11 protein-coding genes are annotated in these 16025 nt (G+C 71.2%); 3 read left to right on the forward strand and 8 right to left on the reverse strand.

From position 1 onward, the window contains the following. Positions 1–419: 419 nt before the first annotated feature. The 5 genes from WME90_RS43325 to WME90_RS43345 form a co-directional block, all read right to left on the reverse strand. On the reverse strand, positions 420–2369 hold the full coding sequence (locus tag WME90_RS43325) for a YjhG/YagF family D-xylonate dehydratase (protein ID WP_437277956.1): 1950 nt from the start codon (positions 2367–2369) through the stop codon (positions 420–422). Continuing rightward, positions 2366–3871: an aldehyde dehydrogenase (NADP(+)) gene (locus tag WME90_RS43330; RefSeq protein ID WP_437277957.1), complete on the reverse strand. Its 1506-nt coding sequence runs from the start codon at positions 3869–3871 to the stop codon at positions 2366–2368. Before WME90_RS43330 ends, WME90_RS43325 begins: the two co-directional genes overlap by 4 nt. A gap of 11 nt (positions 3872–3882) precedes the next feature. After that, the gene (locus WME90_RS43335) at positions 3883–4749 is read right to left on the reverse strand and encodes a fumarylacetoacetate hydrolase family protein (protein ID WP_437277958.1); all 867 of its coding nucleotides are present in this window, start codon (positions 4747–4749) and stop codon (positions 3883–3885) included. A gap of 534 nt (positions 4750–5283) precedes the next feature. Next, a complete protein-coding gene (gene zigA / locus WME90_RS43340; RefSeq protein WP_437277959.1) occupies positions 5284–6519 on the reverse strand; it encodes a zinc metallochaperone GTPase ZigA in 1236 nt (411 codons plus the stop codon). A 365-nt stretch (positions 6520–6884) separates the two neighbouring features. Continuing rightward, positions 6885–7517, reverse strand: a complete 633-nt coding sequence (locus WME90_RS43345) for a TetR/AcrR family transcriptional regulator (protein ID WP_437277960.1) — start codon at positions 7515–7517, stop codon at positions 6885–6887. A gap of 290 nt (positions 7518–7807) precedes the next feature. Here WME90_RS43345 and WME90_RS43350 point away from each other — a divergent pair, with 290 nt between their 5' ends. Both WME90_RS43350 and WME90_RS43355 read left to right on the forward strand, forming a co-directional pair. After that, positions 7808–8896: an efflux RND transporter periplasmic adaptor subunit gene (locus tag WME90_RS43350; RefSeq protein ID WP_437277961.1), complete on the forward strand. Its 1089-nt coding sequence runs from the start codon at positions 7808–7810 to the stop codon at positions 8894–8896. A gap of 7 nt (positions 8897–8903) precedes the next feature. Continuing rightward, positions 8904–12068, forward strand: a complete 3165-nt coding sequence (locus tag WME90_RS43355; RefSeq protein ID WP_437277962.1) for an efflux RND transporter permease subunit — start codon at positions 8904–8906, stop codon at positions 12066–12068. 72 nt (positions 12069–12140) lie between these two features. Here the strand turns inward: WME90_RS43355 and WME90_RS43360 are convergent, their stop codons facing one another. Continuing rightward, positions 12141–13310, reverse strand: a complete 1170-nt coding sequence (locus WME90_RS43360) for a hypothetical protein (protein ID WP_437277963.1) — start codon at positions 13308–13310, stop codon at positions 12141–12143. 119 nt (positions 13311–13429) lie between these two features. On the opposite strand from WME90_RS43360, the gene WME90_RS43365 reads away from it, so the two are divergent. Beyond that, complete coding sequence (locus WME90_RS43365; RefSeq protein WP_437277964.1) at positions 13430–14068, forward strand: RNA polymerase sigma factor; 639 nt, start codon at positions 13430–13432, stop codon at positions 14066–14068. An 8-nt stretch (positions 14069–14076) separates the two neighbouring features. Here WME90_RS43365 and WME90_RS43370 read toward each other — a convergent pair whose 3' ends face one another. Beyond that, positions 14077–14673, reverse strand: a complete 597-nt coding sequence (locus WME90_RS43370; RefSeq protein WP_437277965.1) for a 50S ribosomal protein L11 methyltransferase — start codon at positions 14671–14673, stop codon at positions 14077–14079. A 70-nt stretch (positions 14674–14743) separates the two neighbouring features. Beyond that, a complete protein-coding gene (locus WME90_RS43375) occupies positions 14744–15994 on the reverse strand; it encodes a cytochrome P450 family protein (RefSeq protein WP_437277966.1) in 1251 nt (416 codons plus the stop codon). Positions 15995–16025 lie beyond the last annotated feature (31 nt).

Here is a 16025-nt window from a genome sequence, read left to right on the forward strand (position 1 = left end):
CTACCTTTCGATGAAAGAGACGTGGTCGGATAGAGACCTCTACGGCCCATCCCACGTCGTCACGTTCTCGCCCTCACGAACCACGAGGGCAATGTCTGCGTGCCGCCGCGTTGCTCACGGCAAAAACACTGGGGTACAAACGGTTCACGTTTGGCGAGCGACGGTGTCGCGCGTCATCCCCGGAGCACCACGCGGATTCCGCGAGCGCCCTCACAATTCAATGACGCGATCGGCGACGCTCGTGGGGCCTACCACGAGAGATCTTCTGGTTTCGGGGCTTAGGAAATCCAAACGCGATCCGGAAGTCAAGCTCCTCGTTGTGACCGTTCACATCGTACAGCCACGCTGCACGCGCTGGCTGAATGATGAAACTCACGCGATCCGCCTTTCTCCTGGAAAAGTGGCGCTATATCAAAAGCTTATGTGCCAGAGGAGCTCCGCTCAGCGGCGATGGCGCGACCGAGGAGCCCTATGATGCGCTCCGCGTCATAGACGCAACCACCCCAGCTGCCGCCGCTGGCATCCTGAAGCGCAGCCCACAAACGCGTATCCGGGTTCACTCGGCCGTCCGGTTGAAGGGCTGGATTGGGCGAACGGGCGGCAAGACCGCCTGCATCCACACCCACGACGTCCACCGTCCCCTCCAGCCTGCGCGTGTCGATCCGCAGCCTGACGTTGTCGCCGTCGCGCACGCGGCCGATCGGTCCACCCGCCCACGCCTCCGGGCTGACGTGGCCGATGCACGCCCCGGTGGAGACGCCGGAGAAACGACCGTCCGTGACCAGGGCGATACGGTGTCCATCCTTCACGTGCTTGAGGGCAGAGGTGATCTGGTACGTCTCCGGCATCCCGATACCGGGGCCGATGCCGATCAGCACCATCACGTCACCCGGCTGCACGGCGCCCGTCTTGATCGCCTCGATCGCCGCGTCCTCGCTGCCGAACACGCGCGCTGGTCCTTCGTGCAGATAAACGCCGTCCGGTCCGATCACCTGGGGGGCAATCGCGGTGCTCTTCACGAGCGCTCCCTCGGGCGCGAGGTTGCCGCGCAAGAAGGTCACCGTGCTGGTGAGGCCGCGCTCGCGTGCCTTCCCGGCGGACATGATCACGTCGTCCGGGTCGATGCCGTCCAGCTGCCGTAGCTTGTCGCGCAGGCGCCGGCGCCGCTCGCTGCGCTCCCACCACTCGAGGTTCTCGCCCAAGGTCCGACCGCTGACGGTGCGCGCGCCGAGCCGCAGCAGGCCAAGCTCGCGCAGATGGAGCATGACCTCGGGGACGCCTCCCGCGAGGAAGACCTGAACCGTGGCGTAGTGGCGCGGCCCGTTGGGCAACACGTCCACGAGGCGCGGGACGAGGGCGTTGATGCGCGCCCAGTCGTCCACCGTGGGGCGTCGAAGCCCGGCCGCATGGGCGATCGCCGGCACATGGAGCACCAGGTTGGTCGACCCGCCGACGGCGGCGTGCAGCACCATGGCGTTGTGGACCGAGTCGTCGGTGACGATGTCCCGCGTGGTCACCCCACGTCGCTCGAGGGCCATGAGCGCGTGCGCGGAACGGCGGGCGAGGTCGCGCCAGATCTCGGCGCCCGACGGGCTGAGCGCCCCGTGCGGGAGGGCGAGGCCGAGCGCCTCCGCCACCACCTGGCTCGTCGCGGCCGTCCCCATGAACTGGCAGCCGCCGCCCGGAGAACCGCAGGCGCGGCAGCCCATCTCGGCGGCGTAGTCGAGGCTGACCTCGCCGCGCGCATAACGCGCCGCGAGGGTCTGGACCTTGGCGGTATCCTCGGCCTCCTCCGCGAGGAGCGTGACGCCGCCCGGCACGAGCACCGTGGGGAGGTCGAGGCTGCCGGCGAGCGCCATCAACATGGCCGGGAGGCCCTTGTCGCAGGTGGCGACGCCGAGCACGCCTCGGCGGGTGGGCAGCGAGCGTATCAGTCGTCGAAAGACGATGGCGGCGTCATTGCGGTAAGCGAGGCTGTCGAGCATGCCGACGGTGCCATTGGTCCGCCCGTCGCAAGGATCGCTGACGTAGCCGGCGAACGGGATGGCCCCGCTGGCCGCAAACGTGCGGGCGGCCTCCTCCATGAGCAGCCCCACCTCCCAGTGCCCGGTGTGGTACCCGAGCGCGATCGGCGTGCCGTCGGGCGCGCGGATTCCCCCCTGCGTGCTGAGCACGAGGAACTGCTTCCCTTGCAGGCGCGCGGGATCCCACCCCATCCCGGCGTTCTGAGTCCAGCCGAACAGCTCGCCGCTGGACATGGCGCGCAGCTGCTCGGCCCCGAGCGGGAGGCGCCCCGACGGTCCGGGCGCGGTGGTGCGCAACGTGTAGATCGCCTCGCCGCCGGACTCGAACACCGGGTCGTGGGTCATGCGCGGGGTGCGACGGGGTCGCGGGTGGCCTGGCCGTCGACGAGACGTGATATCCCGAGCGGGTTCTCGTCGCGCAGCTCCAGCGGGAGCAGCGCGGGCGGACACGACTGGTAGCAAACGGGACGTGCGAAGCGGAGGATCGCCGCGGCTCCAACCGACGTGAAGCGCGCGTCGCTGCTCGCTGGATACGGCCCACCGTGGTGCATGGCGTGCGATACCTCCACGCCCGTCGGGTAGCCATCGAAGACGAGGCGGCCTGCGACCCGGCCGAGGACATCGACAAGGTCCTGGGCAGCGGAGAGATCGTCGGCGGTCCCGTGAAGCGTGGCGGTGAGCTGGCCGTCGAGCGCGCCGAGGAGCTGGAGCAGCTCGCCGCGGTTCGAAGCGGTGACGAGCAGCGTGTACGGTCCGAAGATCTCGTGCGCGAGGTGCGGCGCGCGCGCGAAGTCGGCGGCGGAGACGCGAGCGACGCGCGCTCCGGTGTCGGTCAGCCACTCCACGCCTCTCAGCTCCCGCACGGAGCGGTCGAACGACTGCTGGATACCGGCGTGCAGCATCACACCAGGCGTGATGGCGCGGGCTCGGTCGGCGACCGACCGCGCGAACGCATCCCATTCAGGGGAGGCCAGCCCCAGGACGAGGCCGGGCTTGGTGCAGAACTGGCCGACGCCGAGCGTGCACGAGTTGATCAGCCCTTCGGCGATCGCGTCGCGGCGCTCGCGCAGCGCGCCGGGCAGCACGACCAGCGGGTTGATGCTGCTCATCTCCGCAAAGACGGGGATCGGCCGCGGGCGGGCGGCGGCGGCGTCCCAGAGGGCGCGGCCGGCGCGGGTGGACCCGGTGAAGCCCACCGCCTGGATGGCCTCGTGGCGCACGAGCGCGAGCGAGACCTCGGGCGAGGCGCCGTGCACCATGCCGAAGACGCCCGCGGGCAGGCTCGCCTTCTGGACGGCGGAGCGCAGGGCCGAGGCCGCGAGGTCGGAGGTGCCAGGGTGCGCCGGGTGGGCCTTGACCACGACCGGGTTGCCCGCGGCGAGGGCGGAGGCGGTGTCGCCGCCGGCGACGGAGAACGCGAGGGGGAAATTGCTCGCGCCGAAGACGGCGACCGGGCCGAGCGGTCGCAGCATGCGGCGCACGTCGGGGCGCGGGAGCGGCTTGCGGTCGGGCAGCGCGGGATCGATCCGCGCATCGACCCAGGAGCCCTCGCGCACGACGGCCGCGAAGAGGCGCAGCTGGCCGGTGGTGCGGCCGCGTTCGCCTTCGAGGCGGGCGACGGGCAGCCCGGTTTCCCGGTGAGCGGTCTGGATCAGGGCTTCGCCGAGCGCCATGAGCTCGTCGGCGGCGGTCTCCAGGAATCGGGCGCGCATCTCCGGCGCGAGGCCGGCGAAGGCCGGCGCCGCCGCGACGGCGGCGCGGGCGGCGGCGTCGATCTCGGCGGCGGTGGCGTCCCGGTAGGCGCCGAGCTTTTCCCCGGTGGCGGCGTTGTGGGCGAGGAATTCCATGGGGCGCCTCGTCAACCTCGAGATACCGGGTTCGCCAGCGTGCCGACCCCCTGGATCGTGATCTCCACGAGGTCGCCAGGCTCCAGGGTGAACGAGTCCGGCGGCACGATGCCGGTCCCGGTCAAGAGGACGACGCCCGCAGGGAAGCTCAGCTCGCGCGTGAGGTAGGCGACGAGCTCCTCGGGCGTGCGCCGCAGGCTTGCGGTCGAGGTCTTCCCCGCGAACACCGCCTCGCCCCTGCGCCGGATCGCGAGATCGATGGAGAGAGCGCGCAGGTCCAGCCCGGGCTCGTCCACGAGCACGACGGCGGGGCCGAGCGCGCAGCAGCCGTCGTAGACCTTCGCCTGCGGCAGGTAGAGGGGATTCTCGCCCTCGATGGACCGCGACGAGACGTCGTTGCCGGCCGTGTAGCCGACGATGCGGCCCGCCGCGGACACGACGAGCGAGAGCTCCGGCTCGGGCACGTTCCAGCTCGAGTCGCGCCGGATGCGCACCGGCGCGCCCGGCCCGGCGACCAGGCGGGGCGTCGCCTTGAAGAACAGCTCGGGGCGCTCGGCTTCGTACACGCGGTCGTAGAAGTCGCCGCCGCCGGCGCTCTCTTCTTTGCGCGCGGCGCGCGAGCGCTCGTAGGTGACGCCCGCCGCCCAGACTTCCTGCCCGTCGATCGGGGCGAGCAGCGGGACGCCGGGCGGGACGGGGTGGGCCTCGGCGCGCGCGCGCGCGTCGCGCACCGCGCCGAGGGGATCCGGCAAGGCGAGCCACGAGGCGACGGACGCGAACGCCTCCGGGGATGCCGCCGTGAGGTCGTGGCGCGCTCCCCGCTCGTCCTCGATCCCGAGGCGCGGACCGCCACTGCCCGCAAACCGAAACAGCTTCATGTCTGCACCTCTCTACAGGCTCGCCCTGTCGATCGCGATGCCAGGACCACGCCGCCCTGCGGGGCCATCCACGCACCATCGATGCAATTCTGGAGTCACTTCACAGTTCTCTCGTCGCTGTCTCCGCGGGAACGCCTCGGGTCACCGTGGGTGCAGTGGTGAAGACCATCCCGCAGTCGGGCAGCGCCGACCGCATGATCCACCATTTGGGCGCTCTGTAAAGTCACTATTTCCCCTCGCCGCTGCTCCGGTGATGCGGTGGGCTCGCACCGGCTGAGCCCGGGCTGTACGATCGGACCGCTCGATGCGCTACGGCTCCTTGTTCATCGCGCCGGCTCTAGCAAGTAATCGCGACTCCAGCGCTCGCCGTCACGCAGCCAGCATGGGCGCGCTGCGTGACGGCGAGCACCGCCGAGGCGGAGTCAGCTGGCCTGCACGGGGCGCCGCAGCGTTATTGCGGGAAGTGGGGCCGCGAAGCGAACTGCCATGGCGGTTTTTCTGCTGAATCGCGGCGACTTCCCGCGTTAGGCAGTGTCAGGACAGGATCTGCGCCGGCTCGGCCTCGCTCTCCTGTTCTCTCGCGTCCTCCCACGCCGGGAAGGGATCCTCGAGCCGGCTCCAGGCGGAAGGCCCCGCGGCCATCTCGTCCGGCGTGAGCAAGCAGGCGTCGAGCCCGGCCGTGAGCTCCTCTCGGGCCATGTCGACGCCGATGAAGACGATCTCCTGCCGCCGGTCGCCCCAGACCGGATGCCACGCGGCGTCCGGCCGGTCGTCCTCCGGCCGCTCCTCCTCCGGCAAGGCGGCGTACCAGCGCCCCGCCGCCTCGAACGATGCGGCGCCGCCCGCCTGGGACCAGGAACCCGTGATGTCCATGCGCGTCGCGAGCCAGAAGAACCCCTTCGAGCGGAGCACTCCATCCCAGGCGGCCGCCCCGTGGAGGAAGGCCCAGAGCCGCTCCGGGTGCATCGGGCGCTCCGCGGAGTAGACGAAGCTCTCGATCCCGTACTCCTCGGCCTCGGGCATGTGCTCCCCGCGCAGCTCCCGCATCCATCCGGGCGAGCGCGCCGCCTCCTCGAAATCGAAGCGCCCGGTGCCGAGGATCTCGCGAGGATCGACCCGGCCGCGGCAGGCCCTGATGATCCGGGCGCCGGGGTTCAGGTGCAGCAGCATCGCCGTGAGCCGCTCGACCTCCTCGTCGCTCACCAGATCCGTCTTGTTGAGCACGAGAACGTTCGCGAACTCGATCTGCTCGACGAGCAGATCCGCGACCGTGCGCTCGTCGTCGCCGTCCAGCGCGGCCTCGCGCGCGCGCAGGTCGTCGGCGCTCGTCCAGTCGGCGAGGAACCGCTGCGCGTCGACGACGGTGACCAGCGTGTCGAGCCGGGCGACCTCCGAGAGGCTCTTGCCCGTCGCCGGATCGTCGAAGGTGAACGTCTCGGCGACCGGGAGCGGCTCCGAGATGCCCGTCGACTCGATCAGCAGGTAGTCGAAGCGCCCCTCGGCCGCCAGGCGAGCCACCTCGACCAGGAGATCCTCCCGGAGCGTGCAGCAGATGCAGCCGTTCGACATCTCGACGAGCCGCTCCTCCACGCGGCGCAGCGCCGCGCCCCCGCCCCGGACGAGCGCGGCGTCGACGTTGACCTCGCTCATGTCGTTGACGATCACGGCGACGCGCAGCGAATCGCGGTTCGCGAGCACGTGGTTGAGCAGCGTGGTCTTACCGGCGCCCAGGAAGCCGGACAGCACGGTCACAGGAAGCCTTTGCGTCACGTCGAGGTCCTCTCTCGCCAGCGCCGGCGCGCTCCAGCGCGCGCGGGTACGCCTGCCGCGCGTGCGGCGCGGGGTGAACGAGGTGCACCCGCGGCCGCGGCGCGGCCGGCCGGGCCCCTGGCTGGCGTGGGCTCGAGTTAACGCAACACTATTGCATTTGCAATAAAATATCCCATGTGGCTTTGGACGTACGCCGGACACCTCGCGCTCGGGCCGGCGCGCCGCGGACCCGTGCGCAGAGGCCGACGCGATCACCGCGCCCGGCGCAGGTCGCCGCGAGGCTCAGGCCGCCCGGCGGAGCAGCGGCCTGCGTCGACGCGGCGCGCCTCCGGAGGGCCGGGCGCGCCGCCCCGCGCCCTCGCGGCTCAGGCCTGCTTCCGCATGTCCGGGCGCAGCACGCCCAGGAGGATCACGTCGACGACGTGAGCGAGCCGGGCCTCGTCGACGACGGCGCGATCCGCGTGCAGCCGGTGGCGGAGGTAGGCCGCGAGCAGCTCGCACGGGAGCATCGGATCCGCGCTCGGCGCGAGCTCGCCGCGCGCGACGGCGGCCTCGATGATGGCCCGCAGCCCTGCCTCCTGCACGGCGCGCAGCGAGCGGGCGATGACCATGAGCTCCGAGTCGGGCCCCTCCGACAGGAACACGTGAAAGAGGCTCTGCCCCACCGGCGACGCCTGGAACTCGATGATCGCGCGCCCGAGCGCGACGAGATCCCCGCGGAGCGAGCCCGTGTTCGGCGGGACGATCTTCTCGTCCGTGATCGCCAGGAGCGCGGCCCGCACCAGGTCCTCCTTCGTCGGCCAGCGCCGGTACACCGTGGTCTTGTTGACCCCAGCGCGCATCGCCACGTCCTCGATCCGGAGCGCGCGATAGCCCGCGCTGGCGAGCTCCTCCAGCGCGGCGGCGAGGATGCCCCGGACGACAGGCTCGCCGCGCACGAGCGCGCGCCTCTTCGGGGAGCCTCGCTTCGCCGTCCGCTTCGCCGTCGTCGCCTGCATCGGCCGCCATTGAAGTTCCGCCGGGCGGCGCACGCCAGCGCAATCTCACGGCGTAGCCGGCTATCGCACCCATTCGTTGCGATCATCGCAACCGCTGGTTGCGGTCGGCTCCGGCCGTGTTATACCCATCGCAACTGTCGGTTGCGATCGCCTGGGCGCCGGCGCGCCCGAGCGGCGAGGCCGGAGGCTTGGCGACGGGGGAACGAGCGGACGGCGCTGCGCGCCGCCGCGCGCGGCGCCCCGCTCTGCCCGGATCAGGCCGCCGCGACCGACGCTGCCCCGAGGGACCCTTGAGCCACACCACGACGAAAGGCCGCGCCCAAAGCCTCCTCCTGCTCCTCGCGCTCGCCGCCGCAGCGGCCGGCTGCGAGACAAGGGCCAGCGCCTCCACCGCCGCGGAGGCGAGCGGGCCCAAGGTCCGCGTCGAGACCGCGGAGGTGCGCGAGCAGCCCATGCCGCGCAGCATCGCGCTCACCGGCACGCTGCGCGGGGATCGGGAGACCGATCTCGCCGCGAACGCGGCAGGCCGCGTTGTGGAGACGTTCGTCGAGCGCGGCGCCGAGGTGAAGAAGGGCGACCTGCTCGCGCGCCTCGACGTCCGCGCCGCCGCGCTCACCGCCGCGGAGGCGCAGGCGAACGCCGCGCTGACCCGCGCGCAGGAAGCGACGGCGAAGCGCGAGTGCGAGCGCTACACGGCGCTGCTCGAGAGCGGCGCGATCTCCCGGGTCGAGCACGACCGGATCGCCGACCAGTGCCGGAGCGCCCCGCTCTCGGTCGCGGCAGCCTCCGCCCGCGCGCGCGCCGCCGCGCAGAGCGTCGGCGATGGCCAGATCCGCGCGCCGTTCGACGGGGTGGTCGCCGAGCGCTTCGTCGAGGTCGGCGAGTACGTCCGCCAGGACTCCAGGGTCGTCGCGCTCGTCTCGAAGGGCGCGCCGCGCCTCCGGTTCACCGTGCCCGAGGCGAGCCTCGCGGCCGTCAAGACCGGCGGCCCGCTGACCTTCACCGTGCCGGCGTACCCCGGGCGGTCGTTCCCGGGCACGGTGCGCTGGATCGGCGCCGCGGTCCGCGAGACCACGCGCGATCTCGTCGCCGAGGCCGAGGTGCAGGACCCCGACGGCGCGCTGCGCCCCGGCATGTTCGCGTCCGTCGCGCTCGCGACCGGCGAGGCGAGCGGCCCGGTCGTGCCGAGGTCCGCCGTCGTCCCGAGGGAGGGGCGCGCGCACGTGTTCGCCGTCGTGGATCACCGGCTCGAGGAGCGCGTCGTGCAGACCGGCGTGGAGAAGGGCGACGCCGTGGCCGTCCTCCGCGGCGTCCGCGCGGGCGAGAGGATCGTCATCAACCCGTCCGAGGCGCTCCAGAACGGCCAAGCCGTGGAGTGAGGTCGTCATGCAGTGGCTCGCTCGCGTCTGCGTCAAGAGGCCCGTCTTCGCGTCGGTCCTCATGCTCGTCATCGTGGTCCTCGGCGCCGCCGGCTACACCCGGCTCGGCCTCGACCAGTTCCCCAACATCGACGTCCCGTACGTCGTCGTCACGACGCGCCTCGACGGCGCCGCGCCCGAGGAGGTCGAGGCCGAGATCTCCGACCGGATCGAGGGCGCGGTGAACACCATCAGCGGCATCGAGGACCTGCGCTCGACGTCGACCCAGGGCGTGAGCCAGGTCGTCGTCGGCTTCGCGCTGGAGAAGAACGCCGACGTCGCGGCCCAGGAGGTGCGCGATAAGATAAGCGCCGTCCTGCCCAGCCTGCCCAAGGGCATCGATCCGCCGATCGTGAGCAGGATCGACCTCGGCGCGGCCCCGGTGCTGCTCGTCTCCGTGGCGTCGGATCAGCCGATCCGCGAGCTCAGCGAGCTCGCCGACAAGCGGGTGCGCCGGCAGATCGAGGGCATCTCCGGCGTCGGCCAGGTCAGCCTGATCGGCGCGCAGAGCCGGCAGATCAACGTCTGGCTCGACCCGATCGCCCTGCGGGCGCAGGGGATCACCGCGGCCGAGGTGCAGCGGGCGATCGCGGCGCAGAACCTGATGACGCCGGGCGGCAGCGTGGAGACCGGCCCCGAGGACCTCACGCTCCGCGTGATGGGGCGCGTCGAGTCGCCCGAGGCGCTCGGCCGCGTCGTGCTCCGGGAGCAGGACGGGCACGCCGTGCGCCTCTCGGACGTCGCCCGCGTCGAGGACGGCCGCGCAGACGAGAAGACCTGGGCCCAGCTCGACCAGAAGCGCACGGTCCTCCTGTCGGTGGTCAAGCAGTCCGGCCAGAACACCGTCGCCGTCGTCGACGCCGTGCGGGCGCGCCTCGACGAGGTGCAGCGCTCGTTGCCCGAGGGGACGAAGATCGAGGTCGTGCGCGACGGCTCGCGCGTGATCCGCACGGGCATCGCCGCCGTGAAGGAGCACCTCGTCCTCGGCGCCCTCCTCGCCGCGGTGGTGGTGCTCCTCTTCCTCGGCAACGCGCGCAGCACGCTCATCGCCGCGCTCGCGATCCCGATCTCGGTCGTCGGCACGTTCGCGGTGATGTGGATCGCCGGGTTCACGCTCAACTTCCTCACGCTCCTCGCGCTCGCGCTCGCCGTGGGCATCGTCATCGACGACGCCATCGTCGTGCTCGAGAACATCGTCCGCCACATCGACGAGAAGGGGATGAAGCCGTTCCCGGCCGCCGTCATGGCGACGAAGGAGATCGGTCTCGCGGTGCTCGCGACCACGCTGTCGCTCATGGCCGTCTTCATCCCTGTCGCCTTCATGCCCGGGATCGTCGGGCGCTTCCTGAAGAGCTTCGGCCTCACGATGGCGTTCTCGATCGGCGTCTCGCTGATCGTCAGCTTCTCGCTCACGCCCTCGCTCGCCGCGCGGTGGCTCTCGGGACACGCGCGTGACGCGGCGCCCGCGCGGCCCTCGGTCCTCGAGCGCGCCGTCGACGTCTTCTACCGGCCGATCGAGCGCGCGTACATGGCCGCGCTCGCGTGGGTGATGAGGCGCCGCTGGGTGATCGTCGTCGCCTCGGCGATCGCGCTCGGCTCGTGCGTGCCCATCGCAAAGACGCTTCCCGGCGGCTTTTTGCCGGAGGACGACCAGGCGCAGTTCGAGATCAACATGCGCGCGCCCGAGGGGACGAGCCTCACCTCGACCCGCCTCATCGCCGAGCGGATCGCCGGCGACGTGCGCCGGCTCCCGGGCGTCACCCGGACGCTGCTGACCGTGGGGGAGGGCGATCAGCAAGCCTCGAACGTCGCCAAGATCTACGTGATGCTCGTCGATCCGGAGCAGCGCGCGCTCGGGCAGCTCGCCCTCATGCAGCGGGTGCGCGAGGAGATCCTCGCGAAGCTGCCGCCGGGGCTGCGCGCCACGGCCGGCGAGGTGCAGGCGATCTCGTCCGGCGGCCAGTCGTCGGCGAGGGTCCAGGTGGCCATCCAGGGGCCGGATCTCGACCGGCTGAGCGAGTACGCGGCGCGCATCACCGAGGAGCTGCGGAAGGTGCCCGGCGCCGTGGACGTCGACAACAGCCTCGTCGTGGGCAAGCCCGAGCTCCGCGCGACCATCGACCGCGACCGCGCCGCGGATCTCGGCGTCCAGGTCGCGGACGTGGCCGGCGCGCTCCAGCTCTTCGTCGGCGGGCTCAAGGTGTCGACGTACTCGGAGGCGGGCGAGCAGTACGACGTCCGCGTGCGCGCGGCCGCGGAGCACCGCGCCGACGCCGAGGGCCTCTCGTTCCTGACGGTGCCCTCGTCCAAGCACGGCGCCGTCCCGCTCCACAGCGTGGTCACGCTGGAGCCCGACAGCGGCCCGTCGTCGATCGGCCGCCTCGGCCGGCGCCGGCAGATCACGATCAGCGCGAACGCCGCCCCCGGCGTCGGCGACACGGCGGTGCAGGCGGCGCTCGACAGGATCATCGCCGAGCAGCGGATGCCGGCGGGCTACTCCGCGCAGGCCGTGGGCAGCTCGAAGAACACGGCGAGCACGGTGGTGAGCTTCGCCGTCGTCATCGGCCTCGCGTTCGTGTTCATGTACCTCATCCTCGCGGCGCAGTTCGAGTCGTGGCTCCACCCGATCACGATCCTGCTCTCCCTGCCGCTCACGGTGCCCTTCGCGCTGATCTCGCTCAAGCTCTTCGGCCAGTCGCTGAACCTCTTCTCGGGGCTCGGGCTCCTCGTCCTCTTCGGCGTGGTGAAGAAGAACGCGATCCTCCAGATCGATCACACGAACCACCTGCGCGCGCAGGGGATGCCGCGGCTCCAGGCGATCCTCCAGGCGAACAAGGACCGCCTCCGCCCGATCCTCATGACGACGATCGCCTTCGTGGCCGGCATGATCCCGCTCGTGCTCTCGCACGGGGTCGGCTCGGGGCAGAACCGGACGACGGGGGCGATCGTGCTCGGCGGGCAGTCGCTCTCCCTGGTCCTCACGCTGCTCGCGGTGCCGGTGGCCTACTCGCTCTTCGACGATGCGGCCGAGTGGATCCGGCGCCGGCGCAAGGTGGCGGAGGACAGGGGCGAGGCCGAGCTGGACGCGCTGCTCGGCGGCCCGGAAGCGAGCGCGCCGGCGGGCGGCGAGTAACGGGGCAGGGGCGCGGGGGAGCCGCGCGGCCGCGGCCCGCGCGCGGCGCGCCGTCCGACGCGGCGCGCCGCCTCAGAGGATGGGATCGACGCGGTAGACGCGGCTCGACAGCGTGTCGACGAGGTAGAGCTTGCCGTCCGGCCCGAAGGTGATCCCCGCGAGCGAGCCCGCGGGCAGGCCCGTGTCCAGCGTGCGGACCACCTGCCCCGCCGGGTCGAAGGCGTAGATCCGGCTGGTCGCGTGATCCGTGACGTAGACGAGGCCTTCGTACACCTCGAGCCCGCTCGGGGCCTCGAGCGTCCCCGGCGGGACGAACTCGATGAGCGCGGCGCCGTCCATGTGCCTGCGCACCTTGACCGGCTCTTGCCCGTCGAAGCTCGCTCCGGGCACGCCGCTCGTCGGATCCAGCTTGAGCAGCCGCTTGTGGCCTGTGTCGGCGACGTACAGGCGTTCTTCCTTGGCGCTGTAGAAGATATGGCTCGACGTGTTCTCGACCCCGAGCACCTCGCCGACGGCATAGCGGTAGATCTCGCCGTCGGAGTGGTCGTCGTGGCCGGGGCCGTGATCGTGGGCGAAGTCGTACCGGTCGAGCGCGTGGTCGTAGTCGTTGAAGACCCAGTAGACGTTGGCCTGCTCGTGCGCGATTCCCTTGCAGAAGGGGCTCGAGTGGAGCATGTCGAGGTGCGATCCGAGGCCGTCTGGCGTCTCCTGAGCGAAGATCGAGAGATCCGAGGAGAAGAGCGACGGGCCCATGAAGTAGTTGCCGCCGTTGTCGTTGTCGCCGCAGACCCCGAACGTGCCTGGGTGGCCGAAGGCGAGCGCCGGCGGTTGATCCATGAAGTGCGCCGCGGCGGGGTCGCGGAGGCGGACCGACGTGCTGTCCGGCGCGCCTGGCCTCGTGATGATGATCACGCTGTCGTCCCAGCGGTTGACGACCCAGAGATCCTCGGGTCGCTCCGGGTTGAAGGCGAGATCGGTCGGCTCGCGCTTCCGGCTCGGCTCGAAGACGGACACGAGCGCGACCGAGGACGGACTGCCATCCTTCACGCCGATCGGAGACCCCGGCGGGAGCTCCACGCACTCGCCGCGCGCCTGGTCGCACAGCGGCGTCTCGGGCGTGGCGGCGCACTCCGGCGATGCACTACAGCGCGGCGTGGACGCCAGCGGGGCGTCGGCGTCTGCCCCTGAGCACGCCGGCAGGAGCCCCACGCTGGCCAGGACGATCACCCTCTGAAGCGTCATTCAAGCCTCCCGGTGAACGGTGAAGAGGAGGACATTCTGACCCGACCGGTCACGCCGGCCATGCCTTTGTGCCGTGGCAAGGTGGCGTAGGGCGGCCCTCGTGGATAGCCTGGTGCGTCATGAGCGAGCCAGAGCGAAGCCAGGAAAGCGCCGAGCCGTCCAGGGAAGGGGCCGAGGACGCGCGGCCTTCGGCGGTCGTCGCGACCCTCGTCGAGAGCCATCGCGAGTTCCTGCGCTTCTTGGAGCGGAAGGTGGGCAACCGGGCCGTCGCCGAGGACATCCTGCAGGACGCCTTCGTGCGGGGCATAGGGCGCATCGACAGCCTGCGCGACGAGGAGTCGGCCACGGCGTGGTTCTATCGGACCCTGCGGAACGCCGTGGTCGATCATTTCCGGCGAAAGGGCGCGTCGGAGCGGGCGATGGCCGCGCTGGCCGCCGAGCTCGACGAGGCGGCCGAGCCCGACGTGGAGCACCGCTCCGTGTGCCAGTGCGTCCGGTCGCTGGCCGGCACGCTGAAGCCCGAGTACGCCGCCGCGCTCCAGCGCGTGGAGGTCGACGGGCTTTCGGTGCAGGCCTTCGCCCAGGAGGCGTCGATCACCGCGAACAACGCGGCGGTGCGCCTCTTCCGCGCCCGCGAGGCCCTCCGCAAGCAGGTGGCCGCGTCGTGCGGCAGCTGCGCGGAGCACGGGTGCCTCGACTGCACGTGCGGGCCGCCGGCGAAGGGCGAGGGCGGCCCATCTCTCGTTCGATCAGGGTGATCGGTGTCTCAAGGGGATGATCGGGCGGCCAGGCGCCACACGAGCGTACGCCACGAGCCACGCTCGAAGATCTCGGGTCGACGCCCGTCGAGGAGCGGCGCATAACGCGCCACGATCTCCGGGACGTCGGTGGACACGAGACCCGAGAGGATCAACGTCCCGAGCGGGGCCAGGCGAGCGACGATCGAGGGGGCGAGCTCCAAGAGCACATCGCGGAGGATGTTGGCCACGACGATGTCGAACGTCCCCTCCGGCCACGTCGTCGCGAAGCTCACGCGAGCCACCACGGCGCTCCGCCGCGCGTTGTCCTCCGCGACCGCGATCGCGCTGGCATCGATGTCGACCCCGATCGCCTCGCCCCCGAGCTTCGCGGCGCCGATCGAGAGGATGCCCGTCCCGCTCCCGACGTCGAAGAGGCGGAAGCCGCTCCGCGGCGCGAACGACGCGAGCGCTTGAAGGCACATCCGCGTGCTCTCGTGCCGGCCATCGCCGAACGCGTGGCTTGGACCGAGGACGATGGTGCGCTCGTCGACCTCCGCGTCCCACGGACCGGCGACCACGCGAAAGCGCGGCGGAACATCGATGATGGTTGAACGGTCGCTCATGCGTCGGAGGACCTTGCCACCGCGCGGCCCGCGCGTCACCCGAGCCGGGGGCTCGCGGCGATCGCGCGCATCACCTCCCGGCGGACGGCGAAAGGACCATGGGCAGGGACTTCAACCCGTGCATCGCCAGGTTCTTGCGCCAGATCAGCTCCTGCCGGGGCACCGCCAGGCGCATCTTCGGAAAGCGCTGCACCAGCTTGAGGAACGCGCTCCGGCCCTCGTACCGGGCCAGCGGCGCTCCCACGCAGTAGTGAATGCCGTAGCCGAGCGCCACGTGCCGGTTCGGGGTCCGCTCGATGTCCAGCCGGCCCGGGTCCACGAACGCCGCCTCGTCGCGGTTCGCCGACTCGAACAGCATCAGCACGAGGCTCCCCTTCGGGATCCTGTGGCCCTGGATCTCGATGTCCTCCCGGGCGAACCGCGGCGCCGCGTGCCCCACGGGGCCGCTGAAGCGCAGCAGCTCCTCGACGGCGGAGTCGATCAGCTCGGGCCGGTCGTAGAGCTTCTGGAGCTGGTCGGGGTGATCCAGCAGCGCGAGCGTGCCATTGCCGATGAAGTTCATCGACGTGTCGTGCCCGGCGAGCAGCAGCATGAAGATCATCGAGACGAGCTCATCCTCGGTGAAGCGATCCCCCGCCTGCTCCGCGCGGATGAGCGCGGACGTCAGATCGTCGCCCGGCCGCTCGCGGCGCAGCGCGAGCAGCCGGCCGAAGAAGCGAGCCAGTCCGATCGCCGTGGGAAAGGCGAGGACGAGCCCGGCGACGTTGGCGCCCGCCAGGCCTTCGACGAGCCGGCTCTGCGCCCGAAAGAAGCCCAGCCGCTCCTCCTCGGGGACGCCCAGCATCTCGGAGATGAGGTTCAGCGACAGGGGCAGCGCGAAGTCGGCGATGAGATCGACGACGGGCTTCTTCGCGGCCTTGTTCAAGAGCTCGTCGACAAGCTCGTCTATCCGGGGGGTCAGGCGCTCGATCATGCGCGGGGTGAAGGCCTTGTGGATGAGATCCCGGAGGCGGCGGTGATCCGGCTCGTCCTGCATCAGCATGATCTTCTGGAGGAGCCGGAGGATCCGCGGTATCCACCACTGGTCCAGGAGGCCGGCGCCTCCCTCCACGGCGTTGGCGCGATTGTTGACGAGCCGAGGATCCTTCAGACCGCTGAATACATCCTCGTTCCGCGTGATCAGGTATCCCTTCCCGAGCACGGGGTGCTTGATGGGGATGACGGGCCCCATCTTCCGCAGCTGGGCGTAGAACGCGTAAGGATCCGCCAGGACCTTGGGTGAGGGTGACGAGATTTCGCGACCGATGTCCATCTTGGGCATCGATTCTAGTGGATAGGAAGAGGTGCGTCCA

The organism is Sorangium sp. So ce375 (genome assembly GCF_051473855.1).
GTDB lineage: Bacteria > Myxococcota_A > Polyangia > Polyangiales > Polyangiaceae > Sorangium.

What these genes read in the sequence shown, in the direction of transcription:
- WME90_RS43375 (WP_437277966.1), bottom strand. Translation starts at nt 15,994, where the DNA reads ATGCCCAAGATGGACATCGGTCGCGAAATCTCGTCACCCTCACCCAAG.
- WME90_RS43345 (WP_437277960.1), bottom strand. Translation starts at nt 7,517, where the DNA reads ATGCAGGCGACGACGGCGAAGCGGACGGCGAAGCGAGGCTCCCCGAAG.
- WME90_RS43360 (WP_437277963.1), bottom strand. Translation starts at nt 13,310, where the DNA reads ATGACGCTTCAGAGGGTGATCGTCCTGGCCAGCGTGGGGCTCCTGCCG.
- WME90_RS43325 (WP_437277956.1), bottom strand. Translation starts at nt 2,369, where the DNA reads ATGACCCACGACCCGGTGTTCGAGTCCGGCGGCGAGGCGATCTACACG.
- WME90_RS43365 (WP_437277964.1), top strand. Translation starts at nt 13,430, where the DNA reads ATGAGCGAGCCAGAGCGAAGCCAGGAAAGCGCCGAGCCGTCCAGGGAA.
- WME90_RS43370 (WP_437277965.1), bottom strand. Translation starts at nt 14,673, where the DNA reads ATGAGCGACCGTTCAACCATCATCGATGTTCCGCCGCGCTTTCGCGTG.
- WME90_RS43335 (WP_437277958.1), bottom strand. Translation starts at nt 4,749, where the DNA reads ATGAAGCTGTTTCGGTTTGCGGGCAGTGGCGGTCCGCGCCTCGGGATC.
- WME90_RS43355 (WP_437277962.1), top strand. Translation starts at nt 8,904, where the DNA reads ATGCAGTGGCTCGCTCGCGTCTGCGTCAAGAGGCCCGTCTTCGCGTCG.
- WME90_RS43330 (WP_437277957.1), bottom strand. Translation starts at nt 3,871, where the DNA reads ATGGAATTCCTCGCCCACAACGCCGCCACCGGGGAAAAGCTCGGCGCC.